The 19,200-nt window shown below is 71.1% G+C and carries 11 protein-coding genes and 1 tRNA gene; 7 read left to right on the top strand and 5 right to left on the bottom strand.

Features of this window, described 5'->3' with window-relative positions:
• Window positions 1–178 precede the first annotated feature (178 nt).
• Complete coding sequence (locus ACSDR0_RS39045; RefSeq protein ID WP_435293987.1) at window positions 179–1,198, bottom strand: aldo/keto reductase; 1,020 nt, start codon at window positions 1,196–1,198, stop codon at window positions 179–181.
• A gap of 155 nt (window positions 1,199–1,353) precedes the next feature.
• Here ACSDR0_RS39045 and ACSDR0_RS39040 point away from each other — a divergent pair, with 155 nt between their 5' ends.
• On the top strand, window positions 1,354–1,941 hold the full coding sequence (locus tag ACSDR0_RS39040) for a TetR/AcrR family transcriptional regulator (protein ID WP_435293986.1): 588 nt from the start codon (window positions 1,354–1,356) through the stop codon (window positions 1,939–1,941).
• 546 nt (window positions 1,942–2,487) lie between these two features.
• Complete coding sequence (locus ACSDR0_RS39035) at window positions 2,488–3,495, top strand: SGNH/GDSL hydrolase family protein (protein ID WP_435293985.1); 1,008 nt, start codon at window positions 2,488–2,490, stop codon at window positions 3,493–3,495.
• 82 nt (window positions 3,496–3,577) lie between these two features.
• On the opposite strand, the gene ACSDR0_RS39030 is transcribed toward ACSDR0_RS39035, so the two are convergent.
• The 3 genes from ACSDR0_RS39030 to ACSDR0_RS39020 form a co-directional block, all read right to left on the bottom strand.
• Window positions 3,578–6,403: a carbohydrate-binding protein gene (locus tag ACSDR0_RS39030; RefSeq protein WP_435293984.1), complete on the bottom strand. Its 2,826-nt coding sequence runs from the start codon at window positions 6,401–6,403 to the stop codon at window positions 3,578–3,580.
• Window positions 6,404–7,675: 1,272 nt separating this feature from the next.
• Entirely contained in the window at window positions 7,676–9,337 is a 1,662-nt protein-coding gene (locus ACSDR0_RS39025; RefSeq protein WP_435293983.1) for a thiamine pyrophosphate-binding protein, read from the bottom strand.
• A gap of 254 nt (window positions 9,338–9,591) precedes the next feature.
• Window positions 9,592–9,677 (bottom strand) — tRNA-Leu (locus ACSDR0_RS39020).
• 166 nt (window positions 9,678–9,843) lie between these two features.
• Between ACSDR0_RS39020 and ACSDR0_RS39015 the strand changes: the two genes are divergently transcribed.
• From ACSDR0_RS39015 to ACSDR0_RS39005, 3 genes are all read left to right on the top strand, one after another.
• Complete coding sequence (locus tag ACSDR0_RS39015) at window positions 9,844–11,151, top strand: M20/M25/M40 family metallo-hydrolase (RefSeq protein WP_435293982.1); 1,308 nt, start codon at window positions 9,844–9,846, stop codon at window positions 11,149–11,151.
• A 110-nt stretch (window positions 11,152–11,261) separates the two neighbouring features.
• Entirely contained in the window at window positions 11,262–11,882 is a 621-nt protein-coding gene (locus ACSDR0_RS39010; protein ID WP_435293981.1) for a hypothetical protein, read from the top strand.
• 239 nt (window positions 11,883–12,121) lie between these two features.
• A complete protein-coding gene (locus ACSDR0_RS39005) occupies window positions 12,122–14,422 on the top strand; it encodes a chaplin family protein (RefSeq protein WP_435293980.1) in 2,301 nt (766 codons plus the stop codon).
• Between the two features lie 181 nt (window positions 14,423–14,603).
• Here the strand turns inward: ACSDR0_RS39005 and ACSDR0_RS39000 are convergent, their stop codons facing one another.
• A complete protein-coding gene (locus ACSDR0_RS39000; RefSeq protein WP_435293979.1) occupies window positions 14,604–15,020 on the bottom strand; it encodes a DUF5703 family protein in 417 nt (138 codons plus the stop codon).
• Between ACSDR0_RS39000 and topA the strand changes: the two genes are divergently transcribed.
• The gene (gene topA, locus ACSDR0_RS38995; RefSeq protein ID WP_435293978.1) at window positions 14,947–17,595 is read left to right on the top strand and encodes a type I DNA topoisomerase; all 2,649 of its coding nucleotides are present in this window, start codon (window positions 14,947–14,949) and stop codon (window positions 17,593–17,595) included. The two genes, ACSDR0_RS39000 and topA, sit on opposite strands and share 74 nt — an antisense overlap.
• Window positions 17,596–17,695: 100 nt before the next feature.
• On the top strand, window positions 17,696–19,078 hold the full coding sequence (locus ACSDR0_RS38990) for a metallophosphoesterase (RefSeq protein ID WP_435293977.1): 1,383 nt from the start codon (window positions 17,696–17,698) through the stop codon (window positions 19,076–19,078).
• The last annotated feature ends 122 nt before the right edge of the window (window positions 19,079–19,200 follow it).

Genomic DNA, 19,200 nt, shown 5'->3' with positions numbered 1-19,200 from the left:
CATGGGGTGGTTGGTCCTTTCGACATGGGTGGGACACGCTCCGGTCCGGAGGCGGCCAGGGGACTTGAGCCTTGGGGGGCCCGCCCTCGCGACGCGCCGGGCGGCAGGGGGGCGCGGCGTCCTGTGACCGGTGTGACGAGCGATCAGCGACGTCCTGTGACCCCGGTGTGACGAGCGATCAGCGACGTCGCCGCGCCGCGTCGAGCAGGGCGGGCGGCATGTCGAACTTCTCGTGCGCGGCGAGGTCGACGCCGGGAGCGACGATCGCGTCGATCGCGTCGAGCACGTCGGCGGAGAGCACGGTGTCCGCGGCGGCGAGCTGGGAGCGCAGGTGGTCCATGGTGCGGGGGCCGATGATCGCGCTGGTCACGGCGGGATGCGCGGTGACGAATCCGAGCGCGAGCTGGATCATCGTCAGACCGGCCTCGTCGGCGACCGCGGCCAGCCGTTCGACGGCGTCGAGCCTGGCCCGGTTGGCGGGGATGGCGGTGTCGAAGCGCTCCGGCATGAGTGTCGAGCGGCTGGTGGTGATCTCCCGGCCCTCGCGGATCGCGCCCGACAGCCAGCCCGAGGCCAGCGGGCTCCACGCCAGCACGCCGAGTCCGTACTGCTCGGTCACGGGCAGGACGTGGGTCTCGATCCCGCGCTGCAGGATCGAGTAGCTGGGCTGCTCGGTGACGTAACGGCCCAGGTGGTTCTCCCGGGCGGCCCACTCGGCCTGCACGATGCGGTACGCGGGGAACGTCGAGGAGCCGAAGTAGCGAATCTTTCCCGCGCGCCGCAGGTCGGTCAGAGCCGACAGCGTCTCCTCGTCGCCGGTGCTCGGGTCCCACCGGTGGATCTGGTAGAGATCGACATGGTCGACGCCCAGACGGCGCAGGCTGTTGTCCAGCTCGGTGACCAGCCAGCGGCGCGAACCGCCCCGATGGTTGCGCTCGTCGCCCATCGGCATGCTCGCCTTCGTGGCCAGGACGATGTCGTCTCGGCGGCCGGCGATGGCCTTGCCGACCATCTCCTCCGACTCGCCCTGGCTGTACATGTCGGCGGTGTCGATGAGGTTGATCCCTCCCTCCAGGGCGGCGTCGACCATGGCGGTGACCTCGTCCTGGGTGGTACGTCCCAAACCGCCGAAGTTCATCGCGCCGAGCACGAGGGTGCTGACCTGCACGCCGGTGCGGCCCAAGGTGCGGTACTGCATGACTGTTCCTCCTGGGAGGTGAAGCGGGTGTGTGATGCCCGGCTTGGTGGTGGCTCGCCTCTTCTGGCATCCTGGACAAGCGGAACCGTGTTCCGCTAACCAATATACGGAACACGGTTCCGTTTGCCAAGTGGAGTGACGGAGGTAGCGGCGCGGTGGTCGACATCGACGGCGGATCGGGGTCGCCGACCCCCCGGAAGCGGGCCGACGCCCGGCGCAACGAAGAGGCACTGCTGGACGCGGCCGCCGCGGCTTTCGTCGCTTCTGGCGTCGACGTGCCCGTACGCGACATCGCGGCCAGGGCCGGCGTCGGCGTCGGCACGATCTACCGCCACTTCCCGACGCGGGCCGATCTCATCGTCGCCGTCTACCGGCACCAGGTCGAGGCGTGCGCCGAGGCCGGTCCGGCACTGCTGGCGAACAGCGCCACACCGCACGCCGCCCTGGCGCGGTGGATCGACCTCTTCGTCGACTTCCTGGTCACCAAGCACGGCCTCGCCGAGGCGCTGCGTTCCAACGACGCCGCCTTCGAGACCCTGCACGCCTATTTCCTCGACCGCCTCGTCCCCGTGTGCGTTCGGCTGCTCGACGCCGCCGCCACGGCGGGCGAGATCCTCCCCGACGTGAACGCCTACGAACTGCTGCGTGGCGTGGGCAATCTCTGTATCGGCGCGGAGAACGACCCCCGCTACGACGCGCGTCGCATGGTCGCGCTCCTCATCGCAGGACTGCGCCTCCACTAGGGAGAGCCGGCCACGAGTTCCTCGCGGGGCTGTGTGCCGGCAGTGGCGCGGGCGACGGCATCGGGGGCGGCGGCCGGCGGCGCGTGGCGTCCCGATCGCAGGTCGCGCTGTCGCGACGCCGGGTGGCGTCCGCCCACCGGTTGACCCGTCGTACCCGGCGCCATCGGCGGGCCGCCGCGGCGTGTCACCCCCCGTGGCGCCTCGGGTCGATCAGATCTATAGTCATATCCATGACTACTCAAATTCATGAGTATGGATGGCCCGTGGCACTCCAAGCACGCGGTCCTGGCGGCGCCTCTCAACGCTGAACACGGCGGCCACCGGCTCACCAAGATCTTTGAAATCGTCCGGCACCCCGCCCGGCCGGAGGTCTTCGAGCGCCCGCGGGCGACCAGGGCAAGGAGACGTTCCCGCACCGGGGCGAGCACGCGGACCCCGCCTCTCCTGTCCGGCGGGATGCCGGCTGGAACGCGAGACTCGCGACCGGTGCGGGGAAACCGCGCGGGCGCTCGGCGCGCGCACGGCCCGCGCCGGAAGGGAGACATCATGACCGCCTACACGCGATACGTCGCGCTCGGGGACAGCCAGACCGAGGGCCTCGGCGACGGCGACGAGCTCAACGGCCACCGCGGCTGGGCCGACCGCCTCGCCGAGCATCTGGCCGGCGCCAACCCCGGGCTCCTCTACGCCAACCTCGCCGTCCGCGGCCGGCTGGCGGGCCAGATCCGCGCCGAGCAGCTGGCCGCCGCGCTGGCGCTGCGCCCCGACCTGGCCACGGTCATGGCGGGGATGAACGACATCATCCGTCCCGGCTTCGACGCCGCACTGGTGGCGGGCGTGCTGGAGGAGATGTTCGCCGCGCTGACCGAATCGGGCGCACATGTGGTCACCATTACATTTCCCGACATCGGGAAGATCGCACCGATGGCCCGCCCGCTCCGGCCCAGAGTGCTCGACTTCAACGCCCGCATCCGCGACGCCGCCGCCCGGCACGGGGTCACGCTGGTGGACACGTTCGCGATGGAGTTCGTCACGGACGCGCGGATGTGGGGCGTCGATCGCCTGCACGCGAGCCCGACGGGCCACGCCCGCATCGCCGCCGCCATGGCCCACAGCCTGGGGCTGCCCGGCAGCGACGACACGTGGGCGCTGCCCTTCCCGCCTGTGCCCGCGCCGGGGGCGTGGCGGGTGGCGGCGGCGGAGATGCGGTGGCTGGCCACGTTCGCGGGCCCGTGGATCGGCCGCCGCCTGCGCGGCCGATCCTCGGGCGACGGCCGCACGGCCAAACGTCCGGAGCTCACTCCCTGGGGCCGGTCGACAGCGGGCACGTCGTCGACGCCGACGTGCCCGGCGCGGCTTGATGTCCCTCACCCGGCCCCGGACGAAGCGGCGGATCCCCGTGATCCGCTGCTCGACCACGCCGTGGGCCTCGAAGAGCCCGTCCTCCGTCAGGTCGGCGAACTCCGGCCGCATGAGCGGCTCGTGCGCCGAGAAGGAGACGAGGCGCGGGGCGGCGAGCCGTTCGAGCGCCGGGCGGGAGCGGAGCCCGGATGATGAGCGACGCCGCGGGGCGTCCATCGATCGGACGCCCCGCGGCGGCGTTACCTGACAGGGCGGATCGGGTCCGCCGTGGTGATCAGCTTCCGTAGACCTCGAAGGTGAACAGGGAGTAGCCCCACGCCGTGCCCCGGGTGGTGCCGTGGATGCGCACGTACCGGGCGGAGTTGCTCAGACCGGTGTTGTCGTCCTCACCGCCGTTGCCGCCGGTCACAGACCGGGCGTTGGTCCAGGTCGTGCCGTTGGGCGAGGTCTGGATCTGGTACGCCGACCCGTAGGCCGCCTCCCACACCAGGCGCACCCGGTTGATCGTGTACGTGGCGCCCAGGTCGACCTGGATCCACTGCGGGTCGGAGAAGGCGCTGGCCCACCGGGTTGTCGCCGACGCGTCCACCGCGGCCGAGGCCGGGTAGGCGGCCGCCTCCACGCTGGACGCCGTCGCCGGCTTGTTCAGCGCGAGGTTCGACGTCGGCGGTGTGCCGCTGGTGAACGTGAAGGAGTCGATGTCGAACAGCGAGCCCGCGCCACCGGTGAAGACCAGGAACAGGTTCGTCGTCCCGGACGGTGGCGTCACGGTGCCGGTGACGTTGGCCCAGGTCTCCCAGCCTCCGGTCGGCGCGACCGTGGCCGTGCCGACCACCGTCCCGGTCGCCGAACCGGCCCGCAGGGTGAGCGTGCCGCCGGCGCCGGCCGAAGCGACCCGGGCCGTGAACGACGTGACCCCGGTCAGGTTGTACGGCGTGAACGAGATCCAGTCCCCGTTCTCGACGTACCCGATCGCGTTGCCGCCGTTGGCCGACGGCTTGGCCACGACCTGCACGCCCTGCTGGGCGCTGTAGTGCTCGGCCTGGCGGGTCCGCGGCTGCAGGACGGCCTGCGGCGCGTGGATGGCCGTGGTCGAGCCGACCGGGGTGTACTCCGCGTCGAAGACGCCGAAGATGTTCGCGTTGGCGTCGTGCTCACCGTCCACGGGGGTCTGGATGGTGCCCGAGCAGCCGGTCGCGCTGGTCATCTGGTGGCCGTGGCTGTCGTGGCCGAGGATGTAGTTGATCTTCACCCGGCTGCAGTCGATGGTCGGGGCGTTCGGGTCGGCGACGCTGATCTGGAACGGGATCGCGTCGCCGAAGTTGAACACCCGCCCGTTGAGCGGCAGGTTGAGGGTGACCGTCGGTTGCCCGACGCTGATGGTGGTGCTCGCCGTGGCGCTACGACCGGTGTTGTCGCTCACCGTCAACGTCACCGTGTACGTGCCGTTGGCCGTGTAGGTGAACGACGGGTTGGCCGCGGTCGAGTCGGTGCTGCCGTTCGTCGTGAAGTCCCACGCGTACGTGATCGGGTCGCCGTCCGGGTCGGTGCTCCCGGCCGAGCTGAACTGCACGGTGAGCGGCGCGTTGCCGGCCTTCGGGTTGGCGTTGATCGCCGCGATCGGGGCCTGGCCGGTGCCCGAGTTGTACTCGATCCTGTACACGGCCGAGTTGGCGTCGCCGCCGAACCAGCCGGTGCCGTAGTCGAGCACGTACAGCGCGCCGTCCGGCCCGAACTCCGAGTCCATCACCTGGGTGCCGGTCCAGGTGGGGAAGGGCTCGATCGTGCCCACCCCGCCGCTGCCGTTCAGGGTGACCGTCTTGATCCACCGCCGGCCGAACTCGCTGATGAACACCTTGCCGCCCATCGACGCCGGGAATTTCACGTCCGAGACCAGACCGGCGTCGTAGTTGTAGACCGGGGCGCCCATCGGCGACCAGCTTCCGCAGCACAGCTCCGACCGGTCCTGGCCGACCCCGTACGGCAGCCAGGCCGCGCGCGAGGCCGGGAGCTGGGTGATGCCGGTGTTGTTGCGCGAGTTGTTCGTCGGCCCGCCGGCGCAGTTGAACGCGGCGCCCGAAGGTCCTGACGGGAACGTGAAGTCGACGTAGGGCACGTTGAACTGCGAGCAGTACGGCCAGCCGTAGAAGCCGGGCTGGGTGATGCGCTCGAACGAGACCGACGCCGCCGGGCCCCGGGTGGCGCTGGCGCTGCCCGCGTCCGGCCCGTAGTCACCGAGGTAGACGGTGCCGGTGGCCTTGTCCACGTTCATCCGGAACGGGTTGCGGAAGCCCATCGCGTAGATCTCGGGCCGGGTGTTCGCGGTGCCGGGCGCGAACATGTTGCCCGCCGGGACGGTGTAGCCGCCGCCCGCGCTCGGCTTGATCCGCAGCACCTTGCCCCGCAGGTCGTTGCTGTTGCCGGAGGTGCGCTGCGCGTCGTAGGCCGGGTTGCGGTCGGTCCGCTCGTCGATCGGCGTGTAGCCGCTGGAGTCGAACGGGTTCGTGTCGTCGCCGGTGGAGAGGTAGAGGTTGCCGGCCGCGTCGAAGTCGATGTCGCCGCCGACGTGACAGCACATGCCACGGCTGGTGGGAACGTCGAGGACGGTGACCGCGGAGGCCGCGTTGAGGGTGTTGTCCGCGTTGACCGTGTACCGGGCCAGCCGGTTCACCCCGTTGAACGGGGCGAACTGGGCCGCCGTTCCCGAGGCGGGCGCGTCACCGCCCGGGGTCGACAGCGGCGGCGCGTAGTAGACGTACACCCACCGGTTCGACGCGAAGTTCGGGTCGGCCTTGATGCTCTGCAGACCCTCCTCGTCGTGCGTGTACACCGGGATGGTGAGCGCCACCTTGGTGTTGCCCAGCACGTCGGTGTAGCGGATCACGCCGTCGCGCGACGTGTGCAGCACGCCCCGGTTGGGCAGGACGGTCAGGCCCATCGGCTCGCCGGTCTCCGCCACGCCCTTGGCCAGCGTCACCTGGGTGTAGCCGGGCGCCGCGACCGCCACGGCCGCCGCGGTGTTCGGTACGGCCTGTGCCGGAGGGCCCAGGCTGAGGGCGGTCGCCAGTACGGCGACGCATGCGACTAGCTTTCTTAACATGATCGGTGGTGCTCGCTTCCTGTAGTACGAGTCCATACAGGCGTGCGCCGATCACGCCAACGACGCGTAAGGGTGGGGGGAGATCCGTCAGCGACGTCGTTCGGACAAACTGTGACCGCTATGGGTAAAACAGTCAACAGGTCTCTGTCAGGGGTTGTGAGTCACCTCGCCTTCGAGCGCTGCGGGGTCGGGGCGGGCCGTCAAGCGGCCGCGGGCGGACGTGTTGAGGGCATCACGAAGGTGGCCGTCGCCGGTCGTCACGGGTGACCACGGCGCGGGAACGGAGGGGTCGCCCCACTCGCCGGCGAGGGAGGCCGGTAACCGGTGAGCGCTGGTGCCGTCAGCGCCCGACGGCCTCCGCCGGCGGGTGATGAGCGAGGCCGGGTCGGCAGGGTGGTCGGCGTCCGCCCCTGCCGGCCCGGCTATCTCCCTTGTGTCGGCGGCGCGGCACCACCTGGCGCCGCGCCGGCCGTCAGCAGGTCGCGGTGGGGCAGATCAGCAGTCGCATGACGACCTCCAGGCCATTCGAGGGGGGTGGTGGGGACCGGCCGATCGCCGGCCGCAGTGCGGGGTCGCGATCGGTGGAACTGCGTGATCAAGTGCGGTGGTACGAATACGGGGTGAGCCGGGGTCGTGGAAACCCGGTGATCGGTACAGCCCGCGGGCCTGCCTCGGCCGCCGCCGTGCGGTGCCAGGCCCTGTGGGTGAGGTGGTTCGCTCCCGGCCGCTCCGGCCCGACGGCCGCGCGCACGCGCGGCGATTCGACCCGGCCGCCGATCTCGGCCTCGGACGGCGACCCCCCGCCGCGCAGGGGGCGAAAAGTGCGGCGCTGCAGTCGCAAATCGCTGCACCTCCTGAACTTTCGCCAACTTTGCGGCTCATTCTGGTGCGATCTTAAAATGTTACGTACGGATTGTCTAGATGTTACGGTCGACTTCGTCGGACTTTCGTCGTTTCAGGACGAAAGTCCAGCGTTATTAGGCGAAACTCCACCTACGCGGCACAGAGAAATGGCAGGCCGCAAGAACGTTCGCCCGGAACCGGGCGCGGAGCGGCCGTGGCTCGCGCGCGCCGCCCCACCGGCCGGTAACGGCGCACCGGCTCGCGTGACGGGCCCGGCGCGGCGACCACACCGTGGCGGGAAGACGCCGCGGGAGATCGCCGACCGGGCGCGGGTCGCCGGATCGGCGGCGGCCGACCGGGTTCCAGGGCAGACGGCCGGCGAACGACGACCCGGTGATCGCCGCCATCGCCGCGGCCCGGCAGCGCGGGTCAGTGGCCCCTGAACGCCTCCTCCAGCCACCATGAGCCACGCTCGCGGGTGATCTTGGCGTGGACGAGCAGCGGCCGGTCGCGCGCCCCCTCCAGCCAGGTGGCCACGCCGTCGAGGTCCGACACGGCGGAGACGGTGACGGCGGCGCAGCCGTGACCGCGCGCGATGGAGGCCAGGTCGGTGGGCGGGAAGGTGACGGTGTCCAGGCGGTGGCCGGCGAAGTGGTGCACCTCCGCGCCGTACGCCTCGTCGTCGTAGACCACGATCACCATGGGCAGCCCGAGCCGGACCACCGTCTCCAGCTCCGCGATGCCCATCAGCGCGCCGCCGTCGCCGAGGGCGGCGATCGGCAGGCGGTCGGGGCGGGCCAGTGCGGCGCCCACGGCGGTGGCCAGGCCGAGGCCGATGGCCTGGAAGCCCTGGGTGAAACAGAAGCCGCTCTCGTCGGGGACGTCCAGGAACATGGCCGGAAATCCCATGAAGTTTCCGGAGTCGGTGGCGACGATGCGCTCGTCCGGAAGCAGGTCGTCCAGGGCGATGGTGAGCGTTCTGGGGTCGATGCGGCCGTTGCCGCTCTCGTCCTTGTACGGCACGTTCCGCCACGCGCGCTCGGCCGCGATCCGGTCGGCGAGCGCACGCGTGTGGTAGCCGCGCGGCACCGGGTCCGACGGGCGCGAACCCGTGGGACGCAGCGCGTCGGCGACGGCGGCGGCGGCCTCGGGGACGTCGCCGACCAGGCCCAGGGAGACCCTCTGGTGGGTGGCGATGGACTCCTCGTCCAGGTCGATCTGGACGACCTCGGTATCGGGCCCGATCAGCGCGCCGTGCCGGGTGGTCCACGCGTTGAGCGAGCAGCCCCAGGCCACGAGAACATCGGCGTCGCGGATGAGCTGGGCGGTCAGCGGGGAGGAGAACCCTCCGCTGACGTCGAGGTCCCACCGGTTGCCGTGGAAGAGCCCCTTGGCCGCCGCCGAGGTCGCCAGCAGCGCCCCGACGAGATCGGCCAGCTCTTCGAGCTGGTGCCGGGCGCGCCGGGCGCCGCGCCCGGCGACGAACACCGGCCTCTCCGACCGCATCAGCATCCAGGCCAGGGCCTCGGCGCCGCCGTCCGGCCACACGCGGGCCAGGGTGCCTGCCTTCCGCGCCGGGAGGGCCGGGGCCGCGTCGGGGGCGGCCCCGGCGTCGGCCCGCTGCACGTCGAGCGGCAGGTTGAGGAGCACGGCCCGGCGGTCGCGGATCGCCGTCGCGTACGCCTGGACGGTGGTCTCGATCGCGGAGCCGGCGTCGTCCACCCGCATCGGCACCGCGCCGACCGCCGTGGCCAGGGCGCTCTGGTCGATGTGGAAGTTGGAGCGCGTGTCGGTGGCCTCGCCGGCCAGCACCACCAGCGGAGTGCCGCTCTTGGCGGCCTCGGCGAGCCCGGTCAGCGCGTTGGTCAGCCCCGGCCCCTGGTGCACGCTCACGACGCCGACCTTGCCGCTCACGCGGGCGTACGCGTCGGCCATCGTGGCGGCCCCGGCCTCATGACGGGCGGCGACGAACCGGGCGCCACCGTCCACCAGCGCGTTGGTCACATGGAAGTTGCCGCTGCCCACCACGCCGAACACCGTGTCGACGCCGAGTGCGGCCAGCGTGCGGCCCACCACTTCGGCGACGATCATCGCCCCACCAGGGGGGCGGTGGCGCGGCGGATCCGGCCCGGGGTCCGCGACGATGAGCGGGTGATGAGGTCGGCGGCCTCGATCGCATCCATAACGCCTTACGGTAACGGCACATCACCGTTTTTAGTGATCGAAATGCCGCCCTGCACGCCAGGCCGGAGGCGATACGCCCGGCGGTCGGCGTCTTCACAAGGCCCGAAAACGCAAAATGGAGGCTCGGATCTCTCCGAACCTCCACATACGTACAAGATTTGTGTCCGAGGGGGGACTTGAACCCCCATGCCCCGCAAAGGGCACTAGCACCTCAAGCTAGCGCGTCTGCCTATTCCGCCACCCGGACGTGGTGCCTGCACGTGGGACCGTCATCCCTCGTCGGCGGACTTAGGTTAGCAAACTCTTGAGCCGGAGTCATATCGGTAAGAGGGCAGGTGCGGGCGGGGTGCCGGGAAGTGAGGTGCGGCGGCAGGATGGGAGGTGGAAGCCGTACCGAACACGAGGAGTCCCACATGACGGCGATCAACGCTGAGGACGAGGTCGTCGGGCTGTGCCGCGACCTGATCCGGATCGACTCGACCAACGCGGGCGACAATTCGGGGCCCGGAGAGCGGGACGCCGCCGAGTACGTGGCCGAGAAGCTGTCGGAGGTCGGGCTGGAGCCGAAGATCCTGGAGTCGGACAGCCGCAGGGCCAACGTGATCGCCCGCATCGCGGGGGAAGACTCCTCCCGTGACGCCCTGCTGCTCCACGGGCACCTGGACGTCGTCCCCTTCAACGCCGCCGACTGGACCCACCATCCCCTCAGCGGCGAGATCGCCGACGGCTGCGTCTGGGGGCGCGGCGCGGTCGACATGAAGAACATGGACGCGATGATCCTCGCGGTCGTACGGCAGCGGCTCAGCGAGGGGCGACGGCCGCCGAGGGACGTGGTGCTGGCGTTCACCGCCGACGAGGAGGCCGGGGGCAAGTACGGCGCGCAGTGGCTGGCCGACGAGCACAAGGACCTGTTCGACGGGTGCTCCGAGGCGATCGGCGAGGTGGGCGGGTTCAGCGTCTCCATCGACGAGGCGCGCAGGCTCTATCTGATCGAGGCCGCCGAGAAGGGCATCGCCTGGATGCGCCTGACCGCCACGGGCAGGGCCGGGCACGGTTCGATGCTCAACGCCGAGAACGCGGTCACCGAGCTGGCCGAGGCGGTCGGCCGCATCGGGCGGTACGAGTGGCCGGTCCGGATGACGCGGACGGTCAGGACGTTCCTGGAGGAGACCTCCAGGGTCCTGGAGCTGGAACTCGACCTGGACGACGCGGAGAAGACCGTCGCCAAGCTGGGACCGCTCGCCCGGATGATCGGCGCCACGCTGCGCAACACCGCCAACCCCACGATGCTGGAGGCCGGTTACAAGGCCAACGTGATCCCCCAGGCCGCGACCGCGCACGTGGACGGACGCTTCCTGCCGGGGTACGAGGACGAGTTCTTCGAGACGCTGGACGAACTGCTCGGCCCCAACGTGACCAGGGAGTTCGTCTACCACGACATCGCCATCGAGACCGGCTTCGACGGGCCGCTGGTGCGCGCGATGGCCGACGCCCTCCTCGCCGAGGACCCGGGCGCGCTGGCCGTGCCGTACACGCTGTCGGGGGGCACGGACCTCAAGGCGTTCAGCAGGCTGGGCATGCGGGGATTCGGGTTCGCGCCGCTGAGGCTGCCCGCCGATCTGGACTTCTCCGGGATGTTCCATGGCATCGATGAGAGGGTTCCGGTGGATTCGCTCCAGTTCGGAGTCCGGGTCCTTGACCGTTTCCTGGACGGCTGCTGAGCCGTTCCCGGGAAATCCGTTGCGTTGACTCAATGTGGTGCTAGCGTAACTCTCCGTTGAGGGATGGCTCGTGTCCAAGCGGGCCCGTCCAGGAGCTTTGGGGAGGTCACGTGGCGCGCGTGCCGCACGAGCAGTGGAGGGCGTTCTCGCCCGCTGTTCGACGCGCCCGCGTGGCCCTTCCCGTCGACGACACGATCCCCGGCCGGGCTGACCGGATGGCGCGGTTCGCGGCCGGCACTCGGCGGGGCGTCAGGCGAGCCCTCGCTATCGGCGGTCTCCTGGCCGCCGCATGGCTGCTCGCGGTCGTCTTCGGTCTCCTTGGCGCCGCTCCCGCGGCCGCGGACACCACCGCGGTGGCAGGAGGTGCCCGCTCCCAGACCTCTCACACAGCCGCTTCCGGATCGGCCCTCAGGGCCGATGACTTCCCCACGGTCAGCGGCGGGCCGTCGGCGACGCACAACGCCGAGGCCATGGCGGGGCGAGGTGTGGACGGGCTCACCAGCCAGTCCAGGCCGGGGTTCCCGGCACCCGCCTCCGTCGAGCACGGCTCTGGCGCCAATGGATTCGTGCCCCAGAGCGGTGGTGGATCCGGCCTCCCAGGACCGGGTCCGGGGGATGTCGCGTGGTTCGCCTACGACCCGCGGCCGACGACGCAGCGTGTCCCGCCGGCGTTCGTGCTCCCCCCTGTCGTCCGCACAGCGGCGGACGACCCTTCTTTCTCTCCTGACTGATCTCGTCTCACGGACCGGCCCATCCCCTTCCGGGTGATCCGCCGGTCGCGGAGCCTGCCCTCATCCTGTGTCCCCAGGAGAGCCGCTCCGCCGGTGAGCGACGAGCAGGCAGAGAAAAGCAATTCCCATTCCTCGTGACGGCCCCGGAGCCCCCGCTGTGCGGGCCTGTCGGGCTCTCGCACGGCTTCGCAACGCCCTCACGAGGGTCAGGTCCCCCCCAACTGCTAGGAGTTTCAATCATGCGTACGTGGGTTACGGGCACGGCTCCCGCAGCACTGCTCGCACTGGGCGTCATGGCCATGGGCGGCGGTACGGCCTTCGCCGACACCGACGGCGACAACTCGATCGGGGGAGGTAACCAGGTCAACCTCCCGATCACCCTGCCGATCGACATCAGCGGCAACGCCGTCGGTGTGGCCGGGCAGTCGTCCGCCTCCTCCGAGGGCGGCGCCTCCGTCGAGAACGGTGGTGGCGGTGCGGGCGCCGGTGGCAACACCACCTCCGGCCGGGGCTCCGTGCTGGGAGGCAACCAGGTCGTCGCTCCCATCACCGCGCCCGTCAACGCCTGCGGCAACGCGGTGTCGGTGTTCGGCCGCTCCGAGGCGGGCTGCCGGGGTGGCTCCTCGGTGCGGAACCCGGGCGGGAACGGCGGCGGAGCCGGCGGCAACCGTACGAACGGTGACCATAGCATCGGCGGCGGCAACCAGGTGGTGGCGCCGATCACCGCGCCCGTCAACGCCTGCGGCAACTCTTTCGCGATCTTCGGCGGGGCCACCGCCGGTTGCCGGGGCGGGGCCTCGGTGAGCAACCAGGGCGGGGCCGGAGGCGGAGCCGGTGGCAACACCACCTCCGGCCGGGGTTCCGTGCTGGGTGGCAACCAGGTGGTGGCGCCGATCACCGCGCCCATCAACATCTGCGGCAACTCGGTCGCCGTCGTCGGCGAGGCCTTCTCCGGTTGCGAGGGCGGCGCCGAGGTCATCGGCGGCGGCACGCCCGGTGGGCCTGGTGGGCCCGGCACGCCCGGTGGGCCCGGACGGCCCGGCGGTCCTGGGCACCCGGGGGGGCCCGGACACCCGGGTGGTCCGGGGTGGCCCGGTAAGCCCGGAGAGCACGACGGACCCGGTCGGCCCGGCGAGCCGGGCGGCCCCGGAGAGCACGACAGGCCGGGCAAGCCCGGCAAGCCCGGTTACGGTGACCACGGCGATCGTGGGAAGCAGGGGCCGCGCCCCGGCGGCTGGGAGCACGGCCCGCGTCCGGGCGGCCCCGGTTCGGGCGGTCCCGGCGATGACTGGAGGCACGGCCCCCGTCCCGGCGGTCCCGGCTGGGGCTACGGCCGGCCCGGGAACGACACCGACGGGCGCTTCGGCGCGGGCAGCGGCAACCAGGTGGTCGCGCCGATCACCGCACCCGCCGAGGTCTGCGGCAACGCCGTCGGCAACGGCCGGTCGGGCTGCCCGGGAGGGGCGTCGGCCGGGGCGGGCCGGGGCGGCGGTGCGGGTGCCGGTGGCAACACCACGTCCGGCCGGGGTTCCGTGCTGGGTGGCAACCAGGTGGTGGCGCCCATCACGGCGCCGATCAACGTCTGCGGCAACGCGGTGGCCGTCCTGGGCGGCGCGTTCGCCGGTTGCCAGGGCGGCGCGTCCGTCGTCGGCGGCGGTGCCGGCGGTGCGGGGGGGAACACCACGTCCGGCCGGGGTTCCGTGCTGGGTGGCAACCAGGTGGTGGCGCCGATCACCGCGCCGATCAACGTCTGCGGCAACGCGGTGGGCGTGCTGGGCCAGGCCGCGGCGGCGTGCAGGGGTGGCGCCTCGGTCTCGGGTGGCGCGGGTGCGGGTGCCGGTGGCAACACCACGTCCGGCCGGGGTTCCGTGCTGGGTGGCAACCAGGTCGTGGCGCCGATCACCGCGCCGATCAACATCTGCGGCAACGCCGTGGCCGTCCTGGGCGACGCCGCCGCGGGCTGCCTCGGGGGCTCCCGCGTCGGCGGGCCGTCCGGCCGACCTGACGGCGGCCAGTGGGGTGGCCCGGGTGGCCCCGGTCACGGCGGCCCTGGCGGCCCCGGTGGTCACGGCGGCTATGACAAGGGTCACGATGACGGGGATTCCAAGCCCGGCAAGCACAGGACCAGCGGTCTGCTGCCCGTCCTCCCGGCCGTTCCGGCCCTCGGCGGCGCGGCCGGTCAGGCGTCCGCTTCCGGCCAGGCGCCCGCGGCCCGGGGAGCGGCGGACCAGTCGCAGTTCCCGGCCGCCGCGAGGCTGCCCGAGCTCCCCGCCGTGCCCGCCGTGCCCGCCGGCCCGGCGAGCGGCCGGGCCGCGGAGGCGGGGAACGGCTCGCCGCTGGCTCCCGTCGCCGGCATGGCCTCCTCGACCCCGGCCGGCGCCCTGCCGGTCGGCGACCTGGGTCTGATGAGCGCGGCCCAGCCCGTCGGCGTGACCGGGATGAACATAGGTTCCCTGGTCACCCTGCTGATCGGCGCGATGGCCGCGGCCGCCGCGACGGTTTTCGGCACCACCCGCCGGATCCGTTTCGGCAAGAAGTAAGACATTAGTAACCCAATGGACACGCTTTCCCAGGGCCGCTGAGGAAGGCGCGCAGACGCCTCGACGGCGGTGAGACAGGACGGCCGCGCCCCTGTGGCGCGGCGTCCGCTCGCCTGGCGAGGCATGGAAGCTTTGCCCGTTCCGGGGGCGCGGCCCGGGGCGGGCAAAGCCATGTCCGGGGTCACATCGTCCTGGTCACGCGTATGATCTTCCGGCGCAGTCGGACGTCCCGGCGGCCGTCGGGATACAGTCGCAGGCGGTCGAGTTCCCAGTCGCCGTATTCTGCATGTTCGGTCAGTATCCGCCGGGCTGCGTCCCGGGATGTGCCACGCGGAAGGTGGAGAACCAAGTAGGAGTAGTCGAGCACAGCGATTAGTCTCCGAGGGTGAGCTGGGGGACGTCGACACTCATAGGGCTTTATTCTGCGTCCTTGCGGCTTCTCTTGGGAGTGTCTCCGGCTGAGACCGGGTAACCCGAGGGGAAGAAAACGGGGAACGAATGCGAACAGCGAGGTAGGAAGCAGCGTGCCAGCCAAGAACGGCAACGCCGGCGGAACCCGCCTGGTGATCGTCGAGTCGCCTTCCAAGGCGAAGACCATCGCCGGGTACCTCGGCCGCGGCTACGTCGTGGAGTCCAGCATCGGGCATATTCGCGATCTCCCCGAGAAGGCCGACGACATCCCGGAGAAGTACAAGGGGGAGTCCTGGGCACGCCTCGGCGTCAACGTGGATCACGAGTTCGAGCCGCTCTACGTCGTCAACCACGACAAGAAGGCACAGGTGAGCAAGCTCAAGCAGCTGCTCAAGGACGCCGACGAGCTCTATCTCGCCACTGACGAGGACCGCGAGGGCGAGGCGATCGCCTGGCACCTTCGTGAGGTGCTCAATCCCAAGGTCCCGGTGCACCGCATGGTGTTCCACGAGATCACCCCGAGGGCGATCCAGGAGGCGGTGGCCAACCCCCGCACCCTGAACCTGAGGCTGGTCGACGCCCAGGAGACCAGGCGCATCCTCGACCGCCTCTACGGCTACGAGGTCAGCCCGGTCCTGTGGAAGAAGGTCAAGCCCCGCCTGTCCGCCGGGCGCGTGCAGTCGGTGGCGACCCGGCTGGTCGTGGAGCGCGAGCGCGAGCGCCTGGCGTTCACCAGTGCGAGTTACTGGGACCTGCAGGCGCTGCTCGACACCGGCCGCGACGAGGTCCCGCACGAGTTCACCGCCACGCTGACCGGCGTGGACGGCAAGCGCGTCGCCCAAGGCCGTGACTTCGCGAGCAACGGCACCCTCAAGAACGCCGATGTGCTTCACCTGGACGAGCAGGCCGCCCACGCCCTGGCAGGGCGCCTGGCCGGTGTCTCGTACAAGGTCAAGTCCGTCGAGCGCAAGCCGTACACCCGCAAGCCGTACGCGCCGTTCAGGACGACCACGCTGCAGCAGGAGGCCAGCCGCAAGCTGGGCTTCTCCGCGAAGTCGACCATGCAGGTCGCCCAGCGCCTGTACGAGAACGGCTTCATCACCTACATGCGAACCGACAGCATCACGCTGTCGGAGACCGCCGTCGCGGCGGCCCGCAGCCAGGCCATCAAGCTGTACGGCGCGGCGTACGTGCCCGACAAGCCGCGCGTCTACACCAGCAAGGTCAAGAACGCGCAGGAGGCGCACGAGGCGATCCGTCCCTCGGGCGAGGAGTTCCGCACGCCGGGCGAGACCGGGCTGAGCGGTGACATGTTCCGCCTGTACGAGCTGATCTGGCAGCGGACCGTGGCCTCCCAGATGAAGGACGCGGTCGGCGAGTCGGTCACCGTCAAGGTGGGCGGCACGTCCGGCTCGGGCGAGCGGGTCGAGTTCACCGCCTCCGGGCGGACCATCACCTTCCACGGCTTCCTGAAGGCCTACGTCGAGGGCGCGGACGACCCGTCCACCGACAGGGACGACGCCGAGAAGCGCCTGCCGAACCTGACCGAGAACGACCCGCTCACCGCGTCCGCCCTCAACGTGCTGGCGCACGCCACCAAGCCGCCCGCGCGGTACACCGAGGCGTCGCTGATCAAGGAGCTGGAAGACCGGGAGATCGGCCGCCCGTCGACGTACGCGTCGATCATCGGAACGATCCTCGACCGCGGGTACGTCTTCAAGAAGGGCACGGCCCTGGTGCCGTCCTTCCTGGCGTTCGCGGTGGTCAACCTGCTGGAGCAGCACTTCGGCCACCTCGTCGACTACGACTTCACCGCCGACATGGAGAAGGTCCTCGACGACATCGCCAACGACAGGGCGGAGCGGTTGCCGGAGCTGCGCCGGTTCTACTTCGGCGTGGAGGGCGACGAGGGCCTGAAGGAGATGGTCACCGACCTCGGCGAGATCGACGCCAAGGAGATCAGCTCGTTCTCGATCAGGGGCACCGACATCATGATCCGGGTGGGCCGCTACGGCCCGTACCTGGACCGTGACGGCGCCCGGGTGAACGTGCCGGAGGACCTGGCTCCCGACGAGCTCACCGCCGAGATGGCCGAGGAGCTGTTCTCGCGCCCGACGGGTGACCGGGAGCTGGGCAAGGACCCGGCGACCGGGCACGTGATCGTGGCCAAGGACGGTCGTTACGGCCCGTACGTCACCGAGATCCTGCCGGAGGAGGCACCGCCGGCCGAGGGCAAGAAGAAGACCAAGAAGGCCGACGTTCCCAAACCGCGCACCGGATCGCTGCTCAAGACGATGTCCCTGGACACCATCACGCTTGAGGACGCCCTGCTCCTGCTCTCGCTGCCCAGGGTGCTCGGGGCGATCGACGACCAGGAGGTCACGGCCCAGAACGGCAAGTTCGGGCCCTACATCAAGAAGGGCACCGACTCGCGCTCCCTGGCGTCCGAGGAGGAGCTGTTCACGGTCACCCTCGACCGGGCCAAGGAGCTGTTCGCCCAGCCCAAGGCCAGGGGCAGGCGGGCCGCGGCCGCGCCGCCACTGCGTGAGCTGGGCGAGGACCCCGTCTCCAAGAAGCCGATCGTGGTGAAGGAGGGGCGGTTCGGTCCCTACGTCACCGACGGGGAGACCAACGCCTCCCTGCGCAAGGGTGACGAGGTCGAGCAGATCACCACCGAGCGCGCCGCCGAACTCCTCGCCGACCGCCGTGCCCGTGGCCCGGCGCCCAAGCGTCCCACCACCAGGGCCAAGGCGAAGGCCTGACGCCTGTTTCCGGTGTTTCCAGGGTTCTGGGAACGCATTCGCCGTCCCGGGCGTTCTTCGGAACGCGCCGGGAACGGCCGGTGGGCGAGCGGGAGAGGCAATGTCGATCGTGGGCTTCGTGTCACTGGTCATCTGCGCGGTCACGCTGGTCCACCTCTACCTGTGGCACCGTCTGATCCGCTCGACCACGCGGCCCGGACGGACCCGCCGGGTGCTGACGTGGGTCCTCGTCGGCCTGGCCGTGCTCGCCCCGGTGACGTTGGTCGCCTCCCGCAGCGAGTGGGGGCACTTCCTGGCGTGGCCGGGGTTCTTCTGGATCGCGGTGATGTTCTACCTCTTCGTGGTCCTGGTCGTTCTGGAGATTCCCCGGGGCGTGGCCCTGATGGTCCTGCGCGGGGTGGAACGGAGGGCGGAGCGCCGCACGGTTCCGCCGGGGGTGGCCGCCCGTCGGGAGAAGCTGGCCGCGCTCGTGGCCGCTCAGCCGGTGTCGGCCGTCCGGCCCGATGCCGCGGACCGGTCCGCGGCCAAGGCGGAGTCCGTGTCCGAGGGGGAGACCGAGATCGGCGGTGTGATCGTCGTTCCGGGTGCCGGGGGCGCGCGGCGCGGCGGAAGGGGACCGGACGGGCCGCACGGCCCTGCCGGGATGAGCAGGAGGCTGTTCATCGCCCGTACGGCCGCGGTCACCGCCGGGGCGGGGGCGCTGGGCACGGTCGGGTTCGGGGTCAGGACGGCCCTGGGCGACCCGGTGATCGAACCGGTCAGGGTCGTGCTGCCCAGGCTGGATCCGCGCCTGAGCGGCCTGCGGTTCGCGGTGGTCAGCGACATCCACCTGGGCCCGCTCACCGGTACGGAGCACACCCGGCGCATCGTCCGCATGATCAACTCGTTGGAGGCCGACGTGGTCGCCGTCGTCGGTGACCTGGTCGACGGCACGGTGGCCGAGCTCGGCCCGCTGGCCCGGCCGCTGAAGGACCTCGAATCCCGATACGGCGCCTACTTCGTCACCGGCAACCACGAGTACTACACGGCCAACGGCCCGCAGGAGTGGATCGAGGAGCTGCGCGGGCTCGGCATCCGCCCGCTCGGCAACGAGCGCGTCGAGATCGCTCACGGGGGAGCCGTGCTCGACCTCGCCGGGGTCAACGACCTCGGCGGCGTCGCCTCGGGTGACGGCCCCGACTTCGAGCGGGCGCTGGGCGGCGACCGCGACCGCTCCCGGTCCACCGTCCTGCTCGCCCACCAGCCGGTCCAGGCCGTCCAGGCGGCCACGTACGGGGTGGACCTGCAGCTGTCCGGTCACACGCACGGTGGTCAGATGGTCCCCTTCAACCTGGTCGTCCCGATGCAGCAGCCGGTCGTCTCCGGCCTCGGCGAGGTGGACGGCACCCAGGTGTACGTGACGCGGGGCGCGGGCTTCTGGGGGCCGCCGGTCCGGGTGGGCGCACCCCCCGAGATCACCCTTCTGGAAGTCCGCGACAGGTAACTCTGGAAACAGTCGTACCGGGCGCTTCTTTTCGCGGGTGCGACCTGCGAGGCGCGGGGCGGACGTATTACCCTCATGCGACGGGCAGCCGGGCATTTCCGCCTGGCTGGTGTTTTCCCCAG

Source organism: Streptosporangium sp. G11 (genome assembly GCF_051192615.1).
In the GTDB taxonomy this organism is placed as follows: Bacteria; Actinomycetota; Actinomycetes; order Streptosporangiales; family Streptosporangiaceae; genus Streptosporangium.
This window is presented reverse-complemented; position numbering and strand designations above follow the sequence as displayed.

Excerpts from the sequence above, each read along its gene's own strand:
- ACSDR0_RS39045 (WP_435293987.1), bottom strand. The coding sequence starts at position 1,198 with ATGCAGTACCGCACCTTGGGCCGCACCGGCGTGCAGGTCAGCACCCTC.
- ACSDR0_RS39035 (WP_435293985.1), top strand. The coding sequence starts at position 2,488 with ATGACCGCCTACACGCGATACGTCGCGCTCGGGGACAGCCAGACCGAG.
- ACSDR0_RS39030 (WP_435293984.1), bottom strand. The coding sequence starts at position 6,403 with ATGTTAAGAAAGCTAGTCGCATGCGTCGCCGTACTGGCGACCGCCCTC.
- ACSDR0_RS39025 (WP_435293983.1), bottom strand. The coding sequence starts at position 9,337 with ATGATCGTCGCCGAAGTGGTGGGCCGCACGCTGGCCGCACTCGGCGTC.
- ACSDR0_RS39015 (WP_435293982.1), top strand. The coding sequence starts at position 9,844 with ATGACGGCGATCAACGCTGAGGACGAGGTCGTCGGGCTGTGCCGCGAC.
- ACSDR0_RS39005 (WP_435293980.1), top strand. The coding sequence starts at position 12,122 with ATGCGTACGTGGGTTACGGGCACGGCTCCCGCAGCACTGCTCGCACTG.
- ACSDR0_RS39000 (WP_435293979.1), bottom strand. The coding sequence starts at position 15,020 with ATGGTCTTCGCCTTGGAAGGCGACTCGACGATCACCAGGCGGGTTCCG.
- ACSDR0_RS38990 (WP_435293977.1), top strand. The coding sequence starts at position 17,696 with ATGTCGATCGTGGGCTTCGTGTCACTGGTCATCTGCGCGGTCACGCTG.